The sequence below is a fragment of the Streptomyces canarius genome, from assembly GCF_014650735.1.
Taxonomy (GTDB): domain Bacteria; phylum Actinomycetota; class Actinomycetes; order Streptomycetales; family Streptomycetaceae; genus Streptomyces; species Streptomyces olivaceoviridis.
The window spans coordinates 101,332-122,363 of sequence record NZ_BMVN01000023.1 but is presented as its reverse complement, the minus strand read 5'-3'; the positions used below and the strand labels follow the sequence as shown (position 1 = coordinate 122,363).

Annotated in this window: 21 protein-coding genes and 2 tRNA genes; 7 read left to right on the top strand and 16 right to left on the bottom strand. The window is 66.8% G+C overall.

The window, feature by feature from the left end:
* Positions 1-132: 132 nt before the first annotated feature.
* On the bottom strand, positions 133-603 hold the full coding sequence (locus IE294_RS28520) for an SSI family serine proteinase inhibitor (protein WP_189890769.1): 471 nt from the start codon (positions 601-603) through the stop codon (positions 133-135).
* Between the two features lie 166 nt (positions 604-769).
* Between IE294_RS28520 and IE294_RS28515 the strand changes: the two genes are divergently transcribed.
* Positions 770-860: transfer RNA gene (locus IE294_RS28515), tRNA-Ser, on the top strand.
* 203 nt (positions 861-1,063) lie between these two features.
* Positions 1,064-1,136, top strand: a tRNA-Arg gene (locus IE294_RS28510).
* A gap of 102 nt (positions 1,137-1,238) precedes the next feature.
* Here the strand turns inward: IE294_RS28510 and IE294_RS28505 are convergent.
* The 6 genes from IE294_RS28505 to IE294_RS28480 form a co-directional block, all read right to left on the bottom strand.
* Entirely contained in the window at positions 1,239-2,522 is a 1,284-nt protein-coding gene (locus IE294_RS28505) for a site-specific integrase (RefSeq protein ID WP_189890767.1), read from the bottom strand.
* On the bottom strand, positions 2,522-2,704 hold the full coding sequence (locus tag IE294_RS28500) for a helix-turn-helix domain-containing protein (protein ID WP_019324615.1): 183 nt from the start codon (positions 2,702-2,704) through the stop codon (positions 2,522-2,524). Before IE294_RS28500 ends, IE294_RS28505 begins: the two co-directional genes overlap by 1 nt.
* Positions 2,701-4,185, bottom strand: a complete 1,485-nt coding sequence (locus IE294_RS28495) for a replication initiator (protein ID WP_189890765.1) — start codon at positions 4,183-4,185, stop codon at positions 2,701-2,703. The genes IE294_RS28500 and IE294_RS28495 overlap by 4 nt, the downstream gene beginning before the upstream one ends.
* 150 nt (positions 4,186-4,335) lie before the next feature.
* A complete protein-coding gene (locus IE294_RS28490) occupies positions 4,336-5,055 on the bottom strand; it encodes a DUF2637 domain-containing protein (RefSeq protein ID WP_189890763.1) in 720 nt (239 codons plus the stop codon).
* 51 nt (positions 5,056-5,106) lie between these two features.
* The gene (locus tag IE294_RS28485; protein ID WP_189890762.1) at positions 5,107-6,519 is read right to left on the bottom strand and encodes an FtsK/SpoIIIE domain-containing protein; all 1,413 of its coding nucleotides are present in this window, start codon (positions 6,517-6,519) and stop codon (positions 5,107-5,109) included.
* A gap of 202 nt (positions 6,520-6,721) precedes the next feature.
* Positions 6,722-7,081 carry an SCO3933 family regulatory protein gene (locus IE294_RS28480; protein WP_085570368.1) on the bottom strand — a complete coding sequence of 120 codons (360 nt, stop codon included), beginning with the start codon at positions 7,079-7,081 and terminating at the stop codon, positions 6,722-6,724.
* 181 nt (positions 7,082-7,262) lie between these two features.
* On the opposite strand from IE294_RS28480, the gene IE294_RS28475 reads away from it, so the two are divergent.
* Positions 7,263-7,679, top strand: coding sequence for a GntR family transcriptional regulator (locus tag IE294_RS28475; RefSeq protein WP_085570369.1), 417 nt, complete (start codon positions 7,263-7,265; stop codon positions 7,677-7,679).
* A 1,415-nt stretch (positions 7,680-9,094) separates the two neighbouring features.
* On the opposite strand, the gene IE294_RS28470 is transcribed toward IE294_RS28475, so the two are convergent.
* The 3 genes from IE294_RS28470 to IE294_RS28460 all read right to left on the bottom strand — a co-directional run bounded on the left by IE294_RS28470 (position 9,095) and on the right by IE294_RS28460 (position 10,923).
* On the bottom strand, positions 9,095-9,931 hold the full coding sequence (locus tag IE294_RS28470; protein WP_189890760.1) for a protein kinase domain-containing protein: 837 nt from the start codon (positions 9,929-9,931) through the stop codon (positions 9,095-9,097).
* 70 nt (positions 9,932-10,001) lie between these two features.
* The gene (locus IE294_RS28465; RefSeq protein ID WP_189890758.1) at positions 10,002-10,445 is read right to left on the bottom strand and encodes a UCP032817 domain-containing protein; all 444 of its coding nucleotides are present in this window, start codon (positions 10,443-10,445) and stop codon (positions 10,002-10,004) included.
* A gap of 247 nt (positions 10,446-10,692) precedes the next feature.
* Positions 10,693-10,923 carry a hypothetical protein gene (locus IE294_RS28460; protein WP_229917382.1) on the bottom strand — a complete coding sequence of 77 codons (231 nt, stop codon included), beginning with the start codon at positions 10,921-10,923 and terminating at the stop codon, positions 10,693-10,695.
* A gap of 119 nt (positions 10,924-11,042) precedes the next feature.
* On the opposite strand from IE294_RS28460, the gene IE294_RS28455 reads away from it, so the two are divergent.
* The gene (locus IE294_RS28455) at positions 11,043-11,786 is read left to right on the top strand and encodes a helix-turn-helix domain-containing protein (protein ID WP_189890756.1); all 744 of its coding nucleotides are present in this window, start codon (positions 11,043-11,045) and stop codon (positions 11,784-11,786) included.
* Positions 11,787-11,788: 2 nt separating this feature from the next.
* Positions 11,789-12,259, top strand: coding sequence for an NUDIX domain-containing protein (locus tag IE294_RS28450; RefSeq protein WP_171154822.1), 471 nt, complete (start codon positions 11,789-11,791; stop codon positions 12,257-12,259).
* 12 nt (positions 12,260-12,271) lie between these two features.
* On the opposite strand, the gene IE294_RS28445 is transcribed toward IE294_RS28450, so the two are convergent.
* Positions 12,272-12,472 carry a hypothetical protein gene (locus IE294_RS28445; RefSeq protein WP_189890755.1) on the bottom strand — a complete coding sequence of 67 codons (201 nt, stop codon included), beginning with the start codon at positions 12,470-12,472 and terminating at the stop codon, positions 12,272-12,274.
* A gap of 735 nt (positions 12,473-13,207) precedes the next feature.
* Between IE294_RS28445 and IE294_RS28440 the strand changes: the two genes are divergently transcribed.
* Positions 13,208-15,112 (top strand): tetratricopeptide repeat protein, encoded by a 1,905-nt coding sequence (locus tag IE294_RS28440; protein WP_229917381.1) that lies wholly within the window; start codon positions 13,208-13,210, stop codon positions 15,110-15,112.
* A 47-nt stretch (positions 15,113-15,159) separates the two neighbouring features.
* Here IE294_RS28440 and IE294_RS28435 read toward each other — a convergent pair whose 3' ends face one another.
* From IE294_RS28435 to IE294_RS28415, 5 genes are all read right to left on the bottom strand, one after another.
* Positions 15,160-15,888, bottom strand: coding sequence for a nucleotidyl cyclase domain-containing protein (locus IE294_RS28435; RefSeq protein ID WP_189890751.1), 729 nt, complete (start codon positions 15,886-15,888; stop codon positions 15,160-15,162).
* 13 nt (positions 15,889-15,901) lie between these two features.
* Complete coding sequence (locus tag IE294_RS28430; RefSeq protein ID WP_189890749.1) at positions 15,902-16,432, bottom strand: Pycsar system effector family protein; 531 nt, start codon at positions 16,430-16,432, stop codon at positions 15,902-15,904.
* A 272-nt stretch (positions 16,433-16,704) separates the two neighbouring features.
* Positions 16,705-17,835: a catalase family protein gene (locus IE294_RS28425; RefSeq protein WP_189890748.1), complete on the bottom strand. Its 1,131-nt coding sequence runs from the start codon at positions 17,833-17,835 to the stop codon at positions 16,705-16,707.
* Between the two features lie 35 nt (positions 17,836-17,870).
* On the bottom strand, positions 17,871-19,241 hold the full coding sequence (locus IE294_RS28420; RefSeq protein WP_189890746.1) for a Dyp-type peroxidase: 1,371 nt from the start codon (positions 19,239-19,241) through the stop codon (positions 17,871-17,873).
* 118 nt (positions 19,242-19,359) lie between these two features.
* Positions 19,360-19,950 (bottom strand): hypothetical protein, encoded by a 591-nt coding sequence (locus IE294_RS28415; protein ID WP_229917380.1) that lies wholly within the window; start codon positions 19,948-19,950, stop codon positions 19,360-19,362.
* A 369-nt stretch (positions 19,951-20,319) separates the two neighbouring features.
* On the opposite strand from IE294_RS28415, the gene IE294_RS28410 reads away from it, so the two are divergent.
* Positions 20,320-20,997, top strand: coding sequence for a GAP family protein (locus tag IE294_RS28410; protein ID WP_189890744.1), 678 nt, complete (start codon positions 20,320-20,322; stop codon positions 20,995-20,997).
* The last annotated feature ends 35 nt before the right edge of the window (positions 20,998-21,032 follow it).

Sequence of the window (21,032 nt, the reverse complement as noted above, 5' to 3'; positions counted from 1 at the left end):
CGGGTCCCGCTCGCGGCGCCGGATGAGAGGGAGGTCCCACGAGGAAGTGACGGCGAACGCGTGACCGTATGCGCCGGATCCCCGAGTCCTCCCCGGGACCTTTACGGAACCAATGCGTCCGCCCACCGCTCGCTACGCCGGTCCGCCCATGCGCGGCAGCAGGGGCACCATCCGGTCCCACCGCCCGATCTCGCACCCGTCGCTGCGGTCGTACGAGGCGTCCACCGGGCGTCCGGCCCAGGTCCCGGTGACATGGGCGGTGGCCGGGCCGCCGTAGAGCATGGTGCAGGGGGTGCCGGCGGCGACCGGCGCGAAGGGGTCCTGCCCCCACCGCGTGTGCGCGTCGAGCACCCGGCAGGCCTCGTCGGCGTCCGGATGCCGGCCGGCACTGGGATGGCAGCGCACCTCGTACGTCCCGTCCCGCCCCGTCCCGGCGTGCCGGACGACGACGGTGAGGTGATCACCCTGGTCCTCCGGCCGGACGGGCGGCGGCGTGGCGCCGGCCGCGGCGGCGGGCACGGCGGTGAGGGGGACGAGGGAAGCGGCGACGGAGAGCGACGCGAGCAGAAGGCGCCGCCCGGCGCCCGGCAGCACAGAGTCCATGCCCCTTCCAACGCGCCCGTGCCCCGGACGTTGCGCCCCGCCGGGGGAGAAGCCCTTTGCCCTGCGGCCCAGGTGCCTAGTACCGTGGGGGGCGATTGGTGACGCGGTACTCGACTGTGTCATCATCTGCACGCACCACTCGCGCGCTCGCGTGAGCGGTTGTGCTGGAGGCGTCGCCTAGTCCGGTCTATGGCGCCGCACTGCTAATGCGGTTTGGGTCTTAAAGCCCATCGAGGGTTCAAATCCCTCCGCCTCCGCCCGATCCCGAAGCCCCGGTCCCCAGGACCGGGGCTTCGGCGTTCACCGGCCTTCGCCGCTTCCTCGCCCCAGGTCGACGTTTTCGCAGGTCACAAGGGGTGTGCGGATCGGATTTCACATGACGGCGGCAGTCATGTAATGTTCTTCCTGTCGCCGCGAGCGGGCCGAAAGGACCGGGAGCGGGGGCAAGACAAAAGAACAAGCACTCGTAGCTTAACGGATAGAGCATCTGACTACGGATCAGAAGGTTGCAGGTTCGAATCCTGCCGAGTGCACAACAGTTCAGAGGCCCTGTGGAGAGATCCACAGGGCCTCTGGCTTTTGCCTTGACGGCAGTGTTTGACGGCAACCGCCTCCGAGGGCGGGAGCGGGACCGATCAGACGGCCACGAGCACACCGGCCGGGCCGTCGTCATCGTCCGGCCCGTTGCCGTCACCCCTCAGTGCGTCGCCGACGCGGTCGAAGGCGGACCGCTGGGAGTCGAGCCGTACGAAGGTGTAGATGTCCATGGTCACGCGGATGGAGCTGTGTCCCAGGACTTCCATGATCATTCGAGCATCGGCGCCCTGTTCGTGGAGCAGGGACGCGCAGGTGTGGCGCAGGTCATGGAAGCGGACCTTACGGACTCCGGCGCGAGCGCACAGCGCCTCGAAGGACCGGTTCAGGTTCCGCGGCTCGATGGGGGTCCCGTTCTTCGTGGTGAAGACGAGGCCCTGCCCCGTCCCCTTCCAGTTGGCACCGGCCGCCTTCCGGTCGGCTACCTGCTGCGCGCGCTGGGCACGGAGCGCGGTCACGCACTCCGCCGGCAGAGCCACGCGGCGGGCCGAGCGCTGAGTCTTCGGTGCGACGATCAGCAGTTCGCCGCCGACTCGCTGTAGGGCCTGCCGGACGGTGAGGACACCTTCGTGAAGATCCACGTCCGACCAGCGCAGCCCCAGCAGCTCACCCCGACGCAGGCCGACACGGACCGCCAGCTCGTAGACGGCCCACAGCCGGTTGTCACGGGCCGCCGCCAGGAGCTGACGCCCTTCCTTGGCGGTGAGCGGTTCGATCTCGCGCTTCGTTCCCATGCTCAGCTGCACGTTCCGGGCGACGTTGCGCGGCAGCTCGTCTTCCCGTACGGCGTGCTGGAGAGCGGCCCGCAGGATCACGAGCAGGAAGCGCACGGTCCGATCAGAAGGGAGCTTCTTGCAGCACTTGCCGAGAGCGCAGCAGCGCCGCTTGTGCTCCGGCCGCTTTTTGTCCTTGCCCTGCGCGCAGCACTGGCAGGTGGCCGCCGTCTTGGTCAGGAAGGCCCGGATGTCGCGGGCGGTGAGCCGGGCCAGCTTCTTCCTGCCGAACTCGGACGTGACGTAGTTACGGACGAGCGATTCATAGTTGACGTACGTCGTCCTGCGCACCTTGCCCTGGGCGACGTACACCAGCCAGTACGTCAGGTACTCGCCGATGGTCATCTTGCTGGTGGCGACCGGCAACCCGCTGAGGGAATCAGCCTTGAGCTTGGTCAGCTTCTCGTGTGCCTCATCCCAGGTCTTGCCGTAGACGCTGCGCCGCTTGTACGTGCCGTCCGTCGTCAGAACGTAGGCACTGCCTTCCCAACGGCCGTCCTTCCGCTGGTAGATGGTGCCCTCATTGTTGGCGTTCTTCTTCGGCTTGGCCATCAGGCAGCTTCCTGTTCGGTGCGGAGGGATACGTAGGCGTCCAAGGCGGCTTCGCTGATGCGGCGGCAGCGGCCGATCTTGAAGGAGGCGAGTTCGCGGGAGCGGATCAGGTCGTGGACCTTCCAGCGGCTGATGCCGAGACGTTCCGCGACCTGGTCCACGGTGAGCACGGCCGTCGTCATGCGGGCACAAGTCCTTCCTGCTTGAGGCGTTGGGTGTGGGCGATGTCATGGCGGACCTGGGCAGCGAGGAGTTCTTCGCCGGGGCGGTAGCCGCTGCTGAGATAGGTCCAGGAGGAGGTAGTGACGAGGGTGGTCTCGTCGGTGGCGGGGAGGCCGGCGCGGGCGCGGGCGGCTTCTGCCTGGGCGATGCGCCAGGCGCGGCGTACGTCGCGGAGGGCGCCAAGGGTGGTGGAGTAGGCGCGGGACTTGCTGGAGAAGTGGCCGCGGAAGCCGAGCATGTGAGCCCACTTCCAGAGCTTGAGTTCGGCGAACTCCGGCAGGTGGCCGAGGTCCCAGGCGGTGCGGATCATCTGCCGTACGTGCTGCTGGACGGGCAGGGCCTTGATGGGTTCGGCTTGTCCGGTGCCATGGCAGTCAGCGCAGCGGTTTGGCAGGCGGGAGGGTCCGCGTACGTAGCCGCGCCCGGCGCACGGGCGGCACATCAACGTGCGGTCCACGGTCCCCGCACCTTCAGCGTTCTTCGTGGCGTACTTGGCGATGTAGCCGGCGACCTTGGCGTCTGTGTACTCGGCGACCCTGGCGTCGGTGAGTTCGCCGTCGCCCAGGGCGGTGATGGGGTCCACCTTGAACCGACGGCCCCAGGCGATGTCGCGCTCGCCGATGGCGTCGGACTCGACGATGAGCCGGGCGCGCTCGACGGCCAGGCCCACGGCGGTGCTCAGGGCGTCGAAGGTGGCCCAGGCCGGGGGCGGGGTGGTGTGGCCGTCGGGCCCGTCGAAGCGGATCACGGCGTGGAAGTGGACCAGGCCGCGCTTCTGGTACTCGGCGACCTTGGCGAAGGAGATGCGCAGGGCGGCGTTCAGCGCCTTCTGCGTCATGCCGAGGTGTTCGGCCAGGGCGCGGCGCAGGTAGGTGGTGAAGCGTGCCCAGAGCTGTCCGGCGTGGGCGTTCCAGAGCACGGCGCCTGCGTAGTCGTACGTGGCCGGGTTCAGTGGGGTGCCGAGTTCCGGGGCGTCTTCGGCGTGGGACTGGCCGCAGGCGCAGGCACGGGACTTGCCCGTGCCGTCGGTCTTGCGATTGTGGACGGGGCCGAAAGAGGGGGCGGTGAGGGTGACGAAGGCGCGGGGGTGGTCGCGGACGGTCTCGGCGACGTTCTTGCCGCCGGACAGTCCGGCCTTGATCAGGTGGTAGGTGTCGGCGGCGTACACCCGTGAGCAGGCGGGGCAGCGGGAGGCACGGCGGTTGCCGCAGGTGGTCAGCAGCCGTCCGGAGGGTTCGTCCTCGGAGTGATAGGAGCGGACCACCTCCTTGGTGGCCGGGTCGGTTGTGACCGTCCAGCCGTGGAGGTTGATGGGACGGGTGCAGCCGCGCAGGTTGCGGACCTGTTCGGTGACGCGGTCGAAGTCGTGGGTGTTGGCCAGTTCGATCAGGTCCCGCAGGCCGGGGCTGACGACGTGCCGCAGGTCGAGGGGGCGGCGCATGAGTGGCGGGGTCTCCTCTCTGGCGCGAGGGTGGTGCCTGCGGGCAGCAGCGAACAGTGCGCTCGGGCTGCTGCCCGCCGGCATGACGAAGTGGGCCCAGGGACGGGCGAGGGCGGGAGATGCCGGGGTGCCGGCGGGGAGAGCGCGGCCCTACAGGGCGGCGTGGAGGGCGGTGGCCATGGGCAGGCCGATGCCGAGTCGCCTCTTGAGCTGGGCCGCCGTGATGGGTTCGCCGTGCTCGGCATGGTGGGACGCGGCGATGGAGCGTGCCTCGGCGAGCAGCGGCTCAGGCACCTTGACCGCAGGCGCAGGCGCGAAGAGTGCCGGGGTGCTGGGCATGGCGACCGGAGCCGGTTCCGGCGTGACGGACGGTGCAGGCGTCAGGGCGGTTTCCGGTTCGGGGGAGGCCGGGGCGTGCTCTCGGGCGGGTTCCGTCTCGGCAGCCGGGGCCAGGGCGGCTGCATTGGTGGGGACCGCGTGGAAGGAGCGCAGGAGCTGCGGGCCGACCGCTCCCCAGCCGAGGAGCAGCACCGGGGCCACGGCGTCCACGGCGGCGCGGCCGTAGTGCTCGGCGACGATGGGTTCGGCGATGTTGAGGGCCAGGGTCAGCAGTCCGGAGACGTGCATGAGGCGGGTGGCCGCCTTCATCTGCTCGGGTGGGACGCCACGCAGGGAGAGGTAGCGGAGGGCGACCAGGAGGCCGACCACGGACAGGTCAACCATGGGGGCGATCAGGGGTGCGATGGGGGCGGGGACGCCGAGGCGCAGGGCCAGGGCCCAGACGTTGCCGAAGGAGAAGACGAACGCCAGGGCGGCGATGATGCCCATGACCACGGTCACGGTGCGCTGTGTGATCCGGTCCTCAGACATTGGGGGTTCACCTCCTTTCCGTTGCTCGCGGGGGCTCAGGCGTGTGAATGGTCAGGCCGCCACGGGCGCCATAAAGCCGTCGTCGTTCGGGTCCTCCTTGGTGAGGTTGACGGTTGGGAGCAGGTCGGCCGGGTCAGCGGTCAGGTGGTTTGTGGTCTGCGCGATCTCCTCCGCCCACGCGTCCGGCACGTAGGGCGTGCGGATGCGGGTGAAACCGGGCTGCGACTGGTGGTTCATCGAGGCGACGCCGACATAGGCCGGGTCCTGAAGGTTGATCGGGTTGGCATCCGGCCAGTCCCGGATGTCCTCCCCCAGGGCCGCCACGGCAGCTTCGGCGGTCTTCTGCGCGAAGCTCAGGCCCACGGGGCACACGTCGCGGATGAAGGTCGGGATAGCGTCGCCCGTGCTCTTCTGCGTAGCGAGGATGACGAGGATGCCCACCGAGCGGCCCTTCTTGACCAGGTCTTCCACGAGCCGGGCGTTCTCGGCAGCGAGGGCCGCGAGCTTCTTCGTCTTGGGGTCGCTGCCCTTGTGGTCGCGGAAGTAGGTGTGCGCCTCATCCACGATCAGCACGACCAGCGGCCACTTCTCGGACGGGCCCACGTCCCACATGGACTTCACCCCGAGCACATCGAGGACCAGGGCGGAGCGCTTGCGCCGCAGGTCCACCAGCCTCTTGAACAGCTTGTTGGCCTCTTCGAGGTCATCGCCGACGAAGGCGAACATGCGCTTGACCCAGGCGTAGTAGTCACCCTCGTACGCGGCAGAGACCTTGCCGTCCGCGCAGGCGAACTGAACCCACGGCGCGGGCGCCCAGTCCGACAACAGCCGGTTGATCAGCGACGTCTTCCCCTTGCCGGGAAGGCCGGCCACGGTCACGCCAGGCACCTGCCGCAAGTCGACGGACACCGGCTGCGCGTACTCGTCCACACCCACCTCCCACCGGGCCACCTTTTCCGGCACGGTGCCCGTGGGAAGGTGCTCGGTGGGGAACTTCAGCGGATCGAGCCGCACCCCCCGGATGACAACCGATCCGGGCTCGTCCTGGGTGACCGCCACGCGTGTACACCGCCAGGCGTCCGCCAGATGCGGGGCCGCCTTCTGGTACTGCTCCAGGCCGACGCCGGGCAGGCAGCCCGCCCGCGCGATCACCCCGTACGCGTCATGCGTGACCTTCAGGGTGGGGACCAGGATGCGGGGCTTGAAGGGCTTGCCGTCCGTGTTCGCCAGCGAGGCCAGCGGGGTCGGCATCTTGTCCGTGGCGCACAGCTTCAGCATCTGTGCGAGCCGCTTCCAGGTCCGCCGCACCCGCACGGCCTGCCGGATGGACTGCCGGGTCATCGCATCGGCCCGCAGGTAGCGCACCACCCACCACACCGACCAGCCGACCAGCACGGCCAGCGCCACGCCGACGACCAGGAGGCCGTAGCCGAAGGCCCCTTCGGTCGGGTCGTTGTCCTTCATGTGTTGCTCTCCTGAGAGTCGTAGAGAAAGGCCGCAAGGGCCGTTTCGAGGGCCGCCCGATCTGGGGCGGCGAGCCGGGGGAAGCCGTAGCCGAGAAGCACGGCCGCCACCGAGTTGATGAGGGAGTCACTGAGCCGGGCATCCGGCCCGGCGTGAGGCAGTGGGTAGCTGCACTCGACGCCGGACTGGAACACGAGACAGCTCACGCCGCCTCAGCGGCCGAAGCCGGACCGCCGACCAGGTCCAGGCGCTCCGCGCGGTAGGCGATGCCGTCCGAGAGCGATCCGTTGAAGATCCGGGCCCACGGGGTGGCGAACAGCTCCACCGGCATGACCGGCACACCCGGCTTGAGGCCGTTGGGAAGACCGGTCTCCGGCACCGTGATCTTCATGGCCTCGGCGCGGTCGTCCTCCATGAAGAAGAGGGTGACAACGAACAGCTTCGCGCCGGTCTCACGGTCCACGGCGAACTGCGTCTTTTCGGCGTCCGCGTACTTCGGAACCGGCAGGTTGCCGACCATGAACGACGCGGACGGGAGCAGGCCAACACGGATACGAGGCATGGGTGTTACGTCCTCTCGGTAGGTGCTCCACCGGGTGGTGAAGCGAGATCAACTGTGCACTAGGGCCCAGAGGTGCGTCAACCGCTTAGCGCACATCGCACCTAGTTCAGAGCTAGCGCGTGTCTCAAGGTGTGCCAGGGACTTACTGCGGCAGGCGAGCTAAGCCCGCTACCCTCGGGTTATGAAGCTGCCCAAGGATTCCGACACTCCGCCGTACCGCCTGGTGGCAGAGGAGCTGCGGCGACAGATCCGCTCCGGCCGCCTCAAGCCAGGCGAGCGGGTCCCTTCGTCCCGCGACCTAGAGGCGACCTACGAGATCGCGAACATGACCGCGCGTTCCGCGCTGCGCATGCTGCGTGACGAAGGGCTGATCCACACGATGCCGGGTCGAGGCAACTTCGTCGCTGACCCCCTGCCCTCAGAGGCCGACCTGAAGGCCGGCGCTCCCGAGGCGGCGAACGGTGGGCGGATGCCCACGCCGGAATACGTCGAACTTTCCGAACGGCTGGATGCCATAAACGCGAGACTGGATAGTCTGTTGCAGGTCTTCCAGCAACTCGGCGGCGTCACTGACGCGAAGAAGGCGCCGAAGAAGTAGCGGAACCCCTCTCGGTGGCCCGACGCACCAGATCCTCCAGCCGCGCCACCTTCTCCTCCACCTCCTTGAGTCGCGCTGCTATACGTGCTGCCTCGTGCTTGTTCATGTCCACCCGTTCGCTGCTGTGCCGTTTTTGCTTCATACGTTCAGGCCAACCGCGGGGCTCGCCCGGCGGCTATCCGCAGCCGGATCGAAGCTTGCCTGTACCTCCCGGCAAGCCGTCATCGCGGCTGTTCAGCTAGGTCTACCTGCCAGACCGGACACCTACTAGCGGAGCGGTGCTGTGCTCCCACCGGGCGGGCAAGAACCTTCCTGCGTGTCCCGCCGGGCGGGCTCGTGCATGCGTGAGCTGACGCCGCTCATTCGTCCGATCGTCGGGCAGGGCATCAATAGTCCGGAGAATCGCCGGTTTGGGTAACCGGCACTTGCGTGTTAAGTTCCGCCGCTCGACCCGCCGAGGAACACCTATAGGCGTGTCGGAATTCGCATCGGTATGACAGCCGATCCTGCGATCCACCCCACTCCTCCATCTTCGACTCCGGGCAGGGTGGAGGCCCGCCCTCGTTTGCTACAGGTGCCGGATAGCCAGTCGGTGTGACAGTCGCCGGGTAAAAGTCAGCTCTGCCCACCCGCACACACGGCATCCTGTAATCCCCTGCCTGTGGATAGAGACCGCCGACCGCCAGAACAAATAGGAATCGATGCGGCCATAAGCGCCATAGAGGCGTCGATGCTGTGGAACGGGCGGGTAGGCGGGGACCGCGTGACCACACGCCCGGCCAGGGGCCCAGCGCAGCGGAGCTGTTCAGAGTTTCTTTACTGGATCAAGGCGGCCCGCCTGCGGCGGGCCGCGCGCGCTGGCGGCCCGTGGCCGCCGCCGCTCCCTGTCTCCGCCACCGCTCCGGCGGCCCCCCGCCGCTCAGCGCGCAGCACCGCCAAGACTGTCGACCAGGCCAGGGGAAAACCCGACCTCCCCGAGCACCAGGACCAGGCCGGCGCCGACCATGCGTGACCCCCCTGCCCAACCGGCCACCGCTCCAAGCCGGATGGGCCGCAGAGCCGCATGCGGTGCCCATGCGTCATGCAGCGCTGACAACGCTCCGGCCGGAATGGGACCGAGGACCGTGACGCATTGAAGAAGCGTGGTCGAGGCCGGCGGGTGGTTGCTGGAAACACACGTGACGGGTGCTCGTTCGGCGCACCCGCCGTCGTGGCTGACTTTCGGTGGCTCAGGTCAGAACTCCTCTCCAACTCGACAACGAGGAACCGGGGTTCCAGCAGCACCCGCATACGAGCACGCCAACCGCCCCGGTACCATCGGCACCGGGGTCCTGACCAGGGATTCCGCGACCGGGCCACCCTGAATGCTGTCCAGGCGGAGGGGTGGTCCGGTCTTCTGCTTGTGGGTCTACGGCTCAGCTCAGGGCCTTACCGACCTCGTAGATCGTGGGCCTGTCCTCGGGCGCCGGACTGAGCATGGCGTCGATCAGTTCGCCCAGCTCGCCATGCACCTTCACAGGCCGGCGCTTGCCGCTCGCGACGGCTTGTCTCTGCTCGGGGCGCGGTGCGTCGTCCGGGTACTCGACGGCCCGCCAGCCCGTGGCGGAAATGAGCAGGGACGCGCCGAGCGCATAGATGTCCGCTTCCTGCGTAGGCTGCGCCTCTCCGGTCGCAAGCACGCTGCGCGCGATCTCCGGCGCCTCGTAGTGGACGAGGCAGCCGCGGAACGGGAAGTCGTACCCCTCGGGGACGCGTCCGCCACGCGCCAAGGCCAGGTCGATGAGGTGCGTGCGATCCGGGCCGATGATGAAGTGTGCAGGCTGCACGTCGCCGTGGGCCCAGCCTCTGCCGTGTAGCTCGGCCAGCGCCTCTACGCAGCCGAGGGCCGCGCTGGTATGAGGTTCCGTACGAGAGTCCGGCTCACGACAGGGCCTCCACAGCTCGTACAGGTCGGGCCCTTCGTGCCACGGCTGGAAGTTCCAGGTGCCCAGCTCCCATTCGCCGTACGCGAAGTCATCGAAGCCGAGTCGGTACAGCACGGCCCCTTCGCGGGCGGGGGCGAGTGCCGTCCAGGGCTGTGCGGGCCAGTCGGCCGTCGCCTCGATCGGGTAACCGACCTTCACGGCGTACTGCCCCCGATGGCTCTCGACCTCCCAGACCATCGAGCCCCGACGATTGACGACCAGGCGCTGAGCTCTGGGCATCAGTGCGTCGAGCACGACGATCGGCAGTTCAGGGGGTGTCCCGGACAACGTCTGTTCTCCTTCCGGGCGGCGCGGCCGACCCCACATCGAGGCCAGCCGCGCCGCTGGTGTCGGGTCGCTACGCCTGACCGTACGGACGGCCGCAGTCCGCGTCGCACTGCGCGAGGTTCGTGCCGTCCACGGTCCAGAGGTCGTCGAAGACCATGAACCCGGCCGCCTTCATCGCGTGTGCGGACGCGGCGACCTTCTTCGGGTCACGGGGCCCTCCGCCCGGCATGGGGTTGTGGTGGAGGAAGCGGCCCGCGTACCGGTCGCAGAGCGCGGCGTACTCCTTCGTGTGCAGGATGAGTGCGTGCAGACCGAGGTCCACGTCGTCGGACGGGACCATGGGGACGGTCGCGGTCGCGGCGGTGACCACGAAGGCCACCGCCTGGTCCGCGATCCGCTCGGCCCGTTCGCGGGACTGCCCGTCGTGGACGATCACGAAGTGGGTGAGGCTGTCGAACAGCTCCTCACCAGCCACCGCGCGACCGGTCTTCTGATCGTTGGCCGTTGCCGTCATGCGAATACTCCTTGAGTGTCGCTGTGTTCTGGCACTTGCGCCCGCATCGGTCGCCGAGGCACGGCTTATGGCGACCGGGGGATGGAAGGCCGACCCCGAACGGGGAAGGGGGAGCCAGGGAAGGTGGCACCCCGTTCGGGGCGGCCGGTCTACTGGCTGGTTGCGAGGGCCATGCCGATCACCAGGCCACACGATCCGCTGATCATGATGATGAACAGGACCCCGGCATACCGGCCGATGGCGCGCATCACAGGCCGTCCCGGCTGTTGCCGTTCTTGATGGCCAGGCGGGTGCTCAGTTCTTCCCGCGCGGTCGGGGCCACCACGTTGTCCGGCAAGGCATCCCACTCGACGCCGCCGCCGACGGGCCTTATCTGCACCCGGGCGCCGATCTCGCCCATGACGACGCCGATACGTCCACTGGCAGTGTCCTTCGCCAGTTCACCGATGCCTGGTCTGGTCTGCTGGTTGCTCGCCATGCGGACGAGCATCCTGCCGCTCATCAGGACGTCGGAACCTCCGACAAACCCCACTTCGGGACGTCCCGCGTCGGGTAGAACGTCCCTAGTGCCGTCCCCGGCTGTTAGGAGAGATTGGGATGCCGAACGAGAGGTTACGTGCTGCCATGGCGGCCGGCGGCTGGACGTACGCCGCCCTTGCGGACAAGGTCGAAGTCGACCCCAAGTCCGTAGAACGATGGGTCAATCTGGGGCGTACGCCGCGCCGGGCCACGGCCATGCTGGCAGCGGAAATACTAGGAGAAGACGTGCACGCTCTATGGCCCGCGCTCCGGCAGGCACGCCCTGCCCGCGCTGTCAGTCCGGAACTTGTGGCTCTCTACGACCAGCGGGCGGACATCCCCGTGTCCACCTTCGTGGACATGCTGACCCAGGCGCGCGAGCACATCGACGTGCTGGTGTACGCCGCCGTCTTCCTGCACGAGGCGTACCCGCGGCTCAATGACCTACTGCGAGAGCGAGCGGACGACGGGTGTGCGGTCCGTATAGCGATCGGCGACCCCGACAGCACGAATGTCCAACAGCGTGGCGCGGAGGAGCGGTTCGGCCACGGGATCGAGTCCCGCTGCCGACTCGCCCTCATGCACTACCGCCCCCTTGCTGGGGTACCTGGCATCGAGGTGCGCACCCATGCCACCACGCTCTACAACTCGATCTATCGTGCGGATGACCAGGCACTGGTGAATGCCCATGTCTGGGGCGTGAACGCCTACGGTGCTCCCGTGTGGCATCTCCGGCGCAGCGGAAAAGGCGGCATGTTCGACACCTACGCCAGCAGCTTCGACGCGGTGTGGGAAACCGCGACGCCGGTTCGAGAAGGGTGACCATGGCACGGACCGAGTACTACGACGACCCAGCGGCACCGGAGCCGAACAGCCTGGTGGTCGCAGCGTCCGCCGTGGTCACCGACGACGAAGGGCGCATTCTCCTTCAGCGTCGACGGGACAACGATCTCTGGGCGCTGCCAGGTGGCGGCATGGAGATGACCGACTCACTCCCGGGAACGGCCGTCCGCGAGGTGAAGGAAGAAACCGGTCTGGATGTAGAGATCACTGGGCTTGTGGGCACGTACACCGACCCTCGCCACGTCATCGCCTACTCGGACGGTGAGGTGCGCAGGCAGTTCAACGTCTGCTTCACCGCCCGCGTGGTCGGGGGCCGGCTCGCGATCTCGGACGAGTCAACGGAGCTGCGGTTCGTCCAGCCGGAGGAGATCGATCAGTTGCCGATGCACCACACGCAGCGGTTGCGGATCCGTCACTTCCTGGAGCACCGTGAGCGGCCCTATCTCGGTTGACCTCGAACAGTCTCAGGAGAAGACCTGGCTGAGCGCGCCGGCCAGGGTAGCCGCGAGCGTGAGTACGGTGGCGAATGTGGTGGCAGCCCTCATGACGGCCGTGGGGTAGGTGGCGCCGTCTAGGCGGGCGAGCTTGCCTGCACCGGCGGCGGCTAGCAGCGCGACGATGACCACAAACGCGATGGTGAGCAGAACAGTGGCGAGGCCGGACACGACAAGCTCCCTTACTTGACTGGCTATTGATGTGCCTGGACTGTCGCGGAACGGCTGTGTGGCGGGGTGCGGCTGGACAAAGATGAACACTGGCGAACACAACAGTCTGGGGGGCAAGTGCACGAACCTGAGCAGGAGCGGAACGCAGCGCTTGTTGAACTGCAGACGAGGTTGGCAGACGGGCTGGCTCGCACGCGGCTGAGCAAGACTCAGCTGGCCACCCAGGCGAGATTGAGTCGCACGACGGTGCAGATGGCTTTTCAACCCGATGCGATCGCCGCACCATCAGCACAGACGGTCGTGGCCTTGGCACGGGTGTTGCGACTGCCGGAGAAGGAGTTGTTGGACCTTCGAAGGGTTGCGACCGAGGGGCCCGGCCCAATCTGCGGTACGGATGAGGCCCCAGGCAAACCGATCAGCGACTGGGACCCTCATGATTTGGAGGTCCATCCTGCCGGGCCTGCTTTCACCGGGGGCCGTTCTAAGGGTCTGACGCACCTGTCCGGCTACGTCATGCGGGATCACGATCGGATTCTTGCGGAGGCGGTGCGAGATGCGGCTGGAGGCCGCAGCCGGATGGTTGTCCTGGTCGGGTCATCCTCGACAGGCAAGACGAGGGCTTGTTGGGAAGCTGTCCAGCCACTGGCGAGCAGGGGATGGCGGCTATGGCATCCCTTCGACCCGACCCGGAGCGAGGCCGCACTTGAGGGGCTGCAACGAGTGAGCCCCTGCACCGTGGTGTGGCTCAACGAGGCGCAGCATTACCTCGGCAATCCTGGTTTGGGTGAGCAGGTCGCAGCTGCCATCCATAGCCTGCTCACTGAACCGGCACGGGGGCCCATTCTCGTGTTGGGTACTCTTTGGCCTGACTTCGCCGACGAATACACCGATTTGACCGCGCCTGGTCAAAGGGACCGGTACAGCAGAGTGCGGGAGTTGCTGGCGGGGCGGACACTGACGGTTCCGGATTCTTTCGACGAGCCGGCGTTGCAAGCTGCGGCTTCTCTCGCAAAAAACGGTGATCAGCTGTTGGCTGATGCCCTGACCAGGGCTACTGCTGGGGGACGGGTAGCCCAGCATCTTGCCGGAGCCCCCGAACTGCTGCGGCGCTACGAACAGGGCACTCCGGCTGCCAAGGCCTTGCTGGAGGCGGCAATGGACGGGCGCCGCCTCGGCATTGGCTTGCATCTGCCCCAGAGCTTCCTCATCGATGCTGCTAGTGACTACCTGAGCGATGACGACTTTGATCACCTCATGGAAGACTGGGCGGAAGCATCCTTCGCTGATCTCGCCCGTCCAGTTCACGGCAAACAAGCACCTCTGCGCCGTACTGGTGCCCGCCCCGATCGGCGTCCTCCTGGCAGCCCTCCCGGCGCATCCCAAGGCTCGTCGATCGGTCCTATGTTTCGGCTTGCGGACTACCTTGAGCAGCATGGGCGCAAGGCGCGTCGAGCTAAATGCCCGCCCGACTCTTTTTGGCATGCGGCCTATACTCACTTGGCCCGCCCCGAAGACCTCAACGACCTGGCGGAATCTGCCCTAGATCGCCATCGGCTCCGATGGGCCTACCATCTGCATCAGCGGGCCGCTGACCTCGGCGATCCGAGCGCGTTGGTGTATATGGGCCGTATGCAGGAAAGCTTTGGTCGCGGCAAGGAAGCGGCAGCTCTGTTTCGGCAGGCCGCAGAATCAGGTGATAGTAATGCTTTGCTTGAGCTTGCCTTTGTGCATCAAAAGTGCGGAGCTAGACAGGAAGCTTATTCACTTTTCCGTCTGGCGGCCGAAGCTGGAAATAAGCGTGCGGTAATCCATCTAGTGTTCAATTTGGTGGACGATGGTGACTGGGAGGGGGCCGAAGCTGTGGCGTCGCCGGCCCTGGATCGTGGCTATCCTTTGGCGCTGTACCTCCTGGCGGAGCAGCGGGAGCGAGTTGGGGACTCCGTTGGAGCCGCATCGCTGTACCACCGGGCTGCTGAGGCTGGTGAATCCCGAGCTCTGGTGGACTTAGTCCGGTTGCGGCGACAGGCCGGCGACCGGGAGGGCGCCGAGGCCCTGGAAAAGCAAGTCGCAGCTGCTGGAAAGCCCCATGAGCTGTACTCACTGGCGGTGCTGCGGGATGCTGTCGGAGAGTCGGCTGCGGCCATGGCTCTGATCCGCCAAGCTGTGGGCGTCGGTGATTTTGCTGAGATATTTCCGCTCGTCGCTATGCGGTTGCAGGCCGGTGATCGAGAGGGCGCTGAAGAATTGGTCGCCATGGCTGCAGATGCTGGCGATGCAAGGGCACTGACGTACCTCGCTCAGCTGCGCGACGACAGTGGATCCTCGGCAGAGGCTGAAGAATTGGCCCGGAGAGCCGCAGACGATGGCGACACCGTTGCCTTGTGCTTCCTTGCGACACGTCGAGAGGAAGCGGGGGACTTCGAAGGGGCCGAGACTCTTTATCGTCAGGCGATCGAGGTCGGTGACGAGAGTGCCCTGGCTAAACTGGCTCGGCGGCGGGAGGAGGTCGGAGACCAGCAGGGGGCGGATGCCTACTATCGGCTAGCCGCTAACGCGGGCAAAGCTCAGCATTTGCAACTAGGTGCTCGATGGCCGCACGGGCTGGATGCAGACGGCGTGCCTACAGCACCCTGGCTGTAACTGCCTAGCTCTGCCCGATCCTGGATGAAGTAGATCTAGGAAGAGTGCTATTTGCAGTTCTCCTTGAACCACTCTTCCATTGCGACATTTATAACCTCACCCGTGTAGCAGTTTCGGGTAGAATCGTAGTTCAGCAGTTTCCGATTGTGGTCGTTGAGGTTGCTGTGGAAATTCGAGGATGTCACCAAAGGAGGGACTCCCGGACTGCTGTTTCCGTAATTTGCAAGTTTGGCTGCCTCGTTGACTACGTCTCCCATGTAAACCACGTCGTTGATACCGCTTCCGTTGTGCCCGGCCTTGATCATCAACGCACGCCCCCACGACATGCCGATACCCACCTTGATCGGTCTATTATACGACGCTTTCCTCATTTCGTAATTGAGGATCTTCGCCATGGAATTAGCCTTCGCTCCTAGCGAAAAGACGGCATCAATGTCGGGCTTTGTTGGTGTGTTAATAACTGCCCAGGTGGCGTCACCGGCGATGTTGATTTCGCGAGTGTTTGGGTCGCCGTTAAATATGGCGACCAACTCGGAGAGGTACGCCCTGTAGATCCGGGCGAGCCTGGGGCGCTTATAGTGTGCGGGAAGCTGAGATGACTCCCGGATGTCTACAAAGATGGCTGAGCAGTTGGCGTAAAACCCGTTCGAAAAAGTAAGTCTATCTCTGTCCGGTAGGGAGTTGAGTTCCTCGAATTGCTGCTGGTTTCCGTTGAGATAGTCTTTAATCCTCCGAGCGCTGTCGATGTGGTTATACGGCTTGTGATTGCTGTCCAAACTTAACTCCTGGCTAGTTAATTACACGCAGGCCGGCGGTGAGGGAGAGGGTGGCGAGAGCGGTGAGGAGGAAGCGAATTGCCCGACCGACCCACATGTACTTATTGTGCGCAACCTTTGCGTTGGCCCATCCCTGCCTGGCGATCTCCGTCACGAGGGCTTCAGCGTTTTGAGTTAGTTCGATCAAGCTGCTGGCATAGGTATCGCCAGCCGTGTGACCGCGGGCGATGTGATGGAAGTACAGCAGGCTTGTCGGTTCTTCCTTCATTTTCAGGCGAGGCCACAGGACCAAGCTGGCGCACAGACCAGCCCCCACCACTGAGAGCGCGCAGAGCATCGAAGACAAGATCAACCACGTAGAAGGATGTGCTACACCCTTCACGAGGTTGTAGAGCACCCCACCAGTGACACCTGTCGCGGCAAGGGTGGCGCCGGCCTTGGTCTCTGCGTGCTTGATCCAATCTATGACCAGGCCCAAAGCTTTCCAGGCGTGGTCGGCGTTCGGGGGGTGAACAGGTCTGGGAACCTGAGGCGTCTCCGTCACCTGACCATCATCCATCGCACCACTGACAATCCGGATGAGATGGGCGAAGTCTTCTGCGGTGCCAGCTAGTTGATCTAGTGAGAGTGACGGCAACGCTGACGGCAACGGCGGCAAACAGACGCGCAGGCTTGCGCACCCAGGCCATCAGAGTGGGGAGCCGCTGGTACGCCCCGTGTCCCGCTGCCCAATCCTACGGATCAGAAGGTTGCAGGTTCGAATCCTGCCGAGTGCACACAGACGAGAGGCCCCGGAGAGATCCGGGGCCTCTCGCGTCACCCCGCCGGGCCGAGTACCTCGTCGGCGCTGCGCGGTTCCGTGCGTGGTTGCTGGTTGAGTTTGTGGCGCGCCATGGAGGAGTGGCGGTAGACCTCTTTGCGGGCCCGCATGATGTTGCCCAGAGGGGCGTGCTCGGCGGTGACCCTCCAGGGTGTGAAGGACAGTGAGTCCATCCTCGCCAGGTTCTCCGGGCCGGAGATGTCCTGCTGGGGGAGCCGCAGCCTGGCCACGGTGACGAACGGCGACAGCCGCTCGGGCCACTCCACGGTGGTGTCCTCCACCGGCATGCGTTCCAGGTCGGTGCAGAGCTGGACCTGGATGTCGAAGACGTAGGGCCGCTCCTGCAACTCGGCCTGGAGGGCCGGCCGGAAGACCTCCTGTGCGGAGGACGGGTCGATGGTGCGCCGGACCACCGCGGCGGCACGGTCCGGGTCGGGGGTGATGCGCACCTTGGCGATGTAGTCGCCGTGCCGGACGGCGCCCATCGTCCAGTAGCTCGACAGGAGCAGGTTCGCCGGAGGGGTCTTCGACAGGCGGAAGAAGGCCAGGAACTCGTCCCATGCCCAGTCGTCCTGGCCCAGTGTTCCCATGCCGGTCACGAACTCGGTGAAGAAGCGATGCGCGCCGGGCCGGCCCTGGGAGAAGTAGGCCGGCGCGTTCAGGAACAGTTCCTGGATGAAGAGGTAGTGCTCGACCGTGTTGCAGAAGAAGATCGGTCCGTTGATGTTGGCGTAGTCGAAGGTGCCCGTGTCCGGTTCGTCTTCCAGCAGGGTCGGGCCGGGGATGTCGAACATCTTCAGTGCCAGTCCGGTGGCGGCGCCCAGTCGCGCGTCGGCTCCGGCGTGCGGTGAGCCGTTGGAGAAGCGGATGAGCGCATCGTGGGTTCCCGGCGTCGCGTAGATGCCCTGGGCGTACTCGGCGGGCAGCCCGTCCAGGATCTCCACTTCCCCGCGGACCAGTCCGTAGCCCTTGGCGTGGGCGTCGCGCAGGGCCTGTCCGGTGCCACCGGCCTCGACGGACTCGGCGATGTAGTTCTCGGTCTTCTCGATCACCGTCTGCACGTGCCGGTCGAAGTCAGGGTCCTGTGCCTCGACGTCAGGCGTGTAGGGGACGAACTGTGCTGCCATGACTTCGGCCTCTCCTCCGAGAGCGCGATCGGACCTCAGGGGTGGACTTCCTCTCGGTCCTCCAGTTCGGCGAGCCAGCGCAGGGCACGCAGACCCGGCACGAAGCAGTACTCGCCGCCGCGGGTGACCACGAAGCTGGGCAGGTTCCGCAGGCGGCGCCGGACCGGCTTGCCGGGAATGGTGACGCTGCCGGTTCCGTCGTGATGGCCGGCCACCGGGTCCTGCTCGCCCGGGTAGCCGATGAAGTTGCCGTCGTTGACCCATTCGGACTTGATGAACTCGAACTGTCGTTCGAGGTGGGCGCCGATGAAGACTCCCACCAGGCCCCGGTCGGCGCCGTCGTCCTCCAGTACGCCCTCGGGCAGCGGCGGACCGTAGGTGGTGCCGCGGCGGATGATCCGGTGCATCCGTGCGTCGCCGACGATGGTGGCGTCGCGGGGGTTGTTCCGGCGGATGTGCGCGCCGGCGGGGCATCGCAGGCCGCGATCGTCGTTCTCCCGGTACAGGAAGTCGTTGACGCGGTGCGGGTCCGCGGCCAGCTCCGGGTCGTCGTGCTCCGGCGCCAGCGCCAGCGGCGCGCCACTCGGCCAGCGTCCGACCATTTTCGCCGCCAGGAGTGCTTCCTCCTCGGCGCTGGAGCTGTTGGCGCGCAGGAACCGGCGCCAGGCCGCCACGTTGGTGTGGATCTTGCGGACGGCCACGTACGTTCCGTTGCGCCCCAGCACGTCGGGGCTGGGCATGGGCGGCAGATTGCCGGTCTCGTCGGGGTAGCCGAGGATGAACTCACCGGCCTTGATGGGGGCTTCCCGCGGATTGGAGCCGGGCAGTCCGACACCTTCGATGTTCGGATGGCTGATGCCGTCCCGGAAGCCGAAGGTGGTGCGTCCGGTCGGAAGCTGGTGGACGTCCTGCTCCCAGATCACCCGGACACCGGGGGTCTCCTGGCAAGCGACCTGGGCCCGTTCCAGTTCCCGGTCGAGTCGCGCCCCATCCGAGGCGAGGGCGCTCAGCGCGATGTGGACGTCGCCCGTCCCGAACGGTTCCTCCCAGTGGGCCGGGGCGTTCTCGCCCACATCACCGATCAACTCCGCCCGAGCGGCCATGCCCTCACGGAACGCCCGCGGAAAACTCTCCAGCGACTCCTGGGGCACCCCCAGGGCCCGCAGCCCCTGGTAGGTGAACGCCACGGCCACCCAGGCGTCCCGGCTCCGGTCCACGCTCGCGAGGCCACCTGACGTCAGCGGGAGCAACCGCCGCAGCAGGGCACGCCCGGCGTGGCGGTCGTCGACGCGCAGGAAGACGAACTTCCCCTCGTAGGGGACGGGACGCGGGCGCAGTGCCCCGCTCTGGACGTCCTCGATCTCGACGCGTACACCGGCCGCGCTGCCGCTGTCTGCCGTGCTCATGATCGTGTGCGCCTCCGCGTCGGTCGCTGTCCGGACATCCCCGCATAGGCTGGTGCGCGCCCGCCGACGCGCCGCACCGAAGTGGACTTCAGCTCTGCCGGGCGGCTGTGCCCGGGGGCTAGGCCGAGGCTTCTTCCAGCAGCTTCTGGAAGGCAGGCGTGTTCACCAGCTCCTCGTTGGCCGGGTTCTCCAGGGCCGCGCGGAACTCGGGGGTGTCCAGCACCTCTTCGAACGCCTCCTCCACGCGGTGGTCCTTGTAGATCTGCTGGACGGTCAGGTCGGGATAGGCGCTGACGAAGACACCCGCGGGCGCCTGGTGAGCGATGAACCAGTCCTTCGCCCCGGGATCCTTGACGCCGGGGAACCCCACGCTGTGCGAGAAGACCTTGTCGAAGCGCTCCCCGACCACCGTCTTGGCGAAGTCGTCGATGTACGCGTCCCACGAGCCGTCGAAGACGCTGGCGAACATGAACCGGGTGTCGTTGTCGAAGATCACGTGCCGTGCGTCGTGCAGGGTGCCGATCTGGCGCACCGCCGCATGGACCCTCTCGTCATCCGCCGCGTCGGCCATGGTGGCGAGATCCTCGCGCAACGCGTCCGCATGGCCGGGCTTGATCTCGGTGAACACGGTGAACTCGCTGCACACCCCGTCCGACCTGCCCGGACGATCGGGGTGGGCCGACTGGTCCGCTCGTGCCGTTGCAGTCATCGTGAACTCTCCTGCCACGGATCGGTGTGAGGGTCGCCAAGCACCGAAGCCAGGGCGCCATCGCCCTCACCAGTCCATGCTCACCGCGGATGCACGGCCTCGCATCTTGGCCGCTGGGGACCGCGCCCCGGCGTCGAAGCCGCCGAGGACAGATCGAGCCCGGCGCAGGAAGATGGGACTGGGCCGTGCGTGCCGAGCACGGGGTCGTCACCTTCTCGGTCCGCCGTTCCCACGCGGCCGTGACGCCGCGGCGCGACCTCTCGCACGGGAATCCCTCCCGCCGGGCAGGCGGCCGGGGCACTCGCTTCCCCTCCCCCGCCGGACCATTGCCCAACGGGATCGCCACCCTGACCTCAGCTGGAGGCAGCCATGGGCGCAGTTCTCGGTGACGTGCTGGGTTTCGCGGCCGGCGTCGCGATCAGCCCGCTTCCGGTCATCGCCGTCATCCTCATCCTCGCCACGCCCCGAGGACGTCTCAACGGGATCCTCTTCACCGTCGGCTGGATCATCGGGCTCTCGGTGCTGGGCGCCGTGATGCTGGCGATCGCCTCCCCGGCGGGTGCCTCCGCGCACAAGCACCCGGCCACCTGGGTCGGGGCCCTCAAGCTCGCCCTCGGCCTGCTCCTCCTCTTCTTCGGCGCCCGGCAGTGGCGGCGGCGCCCGAAGGACCCCTCGCAGGCGAAGCTGCCGAAGTGGATGGGCGCGATCGACCGCCTCACGCCGGTCAAGGTCTTCGGACTCGGCACGGCCCTGGCCGCGCTCAACGCCAAGAACGCCCCGCTGACCATCGCCGCGGGCGCCGCCATCGGCTCGGCCGGCCTCCCGGTCGGGCAGCAGATCGCCTCACTGGCGATCTTCGTCGTGATCGCCACGCTCGGCCTGCTGGTCCCGCTCGGCGTTTTCCTGCTCGGAGGGGAGCGGGCCAGGACCACGCTCGGGAACTGGAAGGACTGGGCAGCTCAGCACAATGTCGCCGTGATGGCCGTCCTGTTCTTCGTCCTCGGGCTGAAGCTGCTCGGGGACGGCATCTCCGTCCTCACCTCCTGACGGGCCAGGTCCGCAGGTGACGGCGACTCCTACCA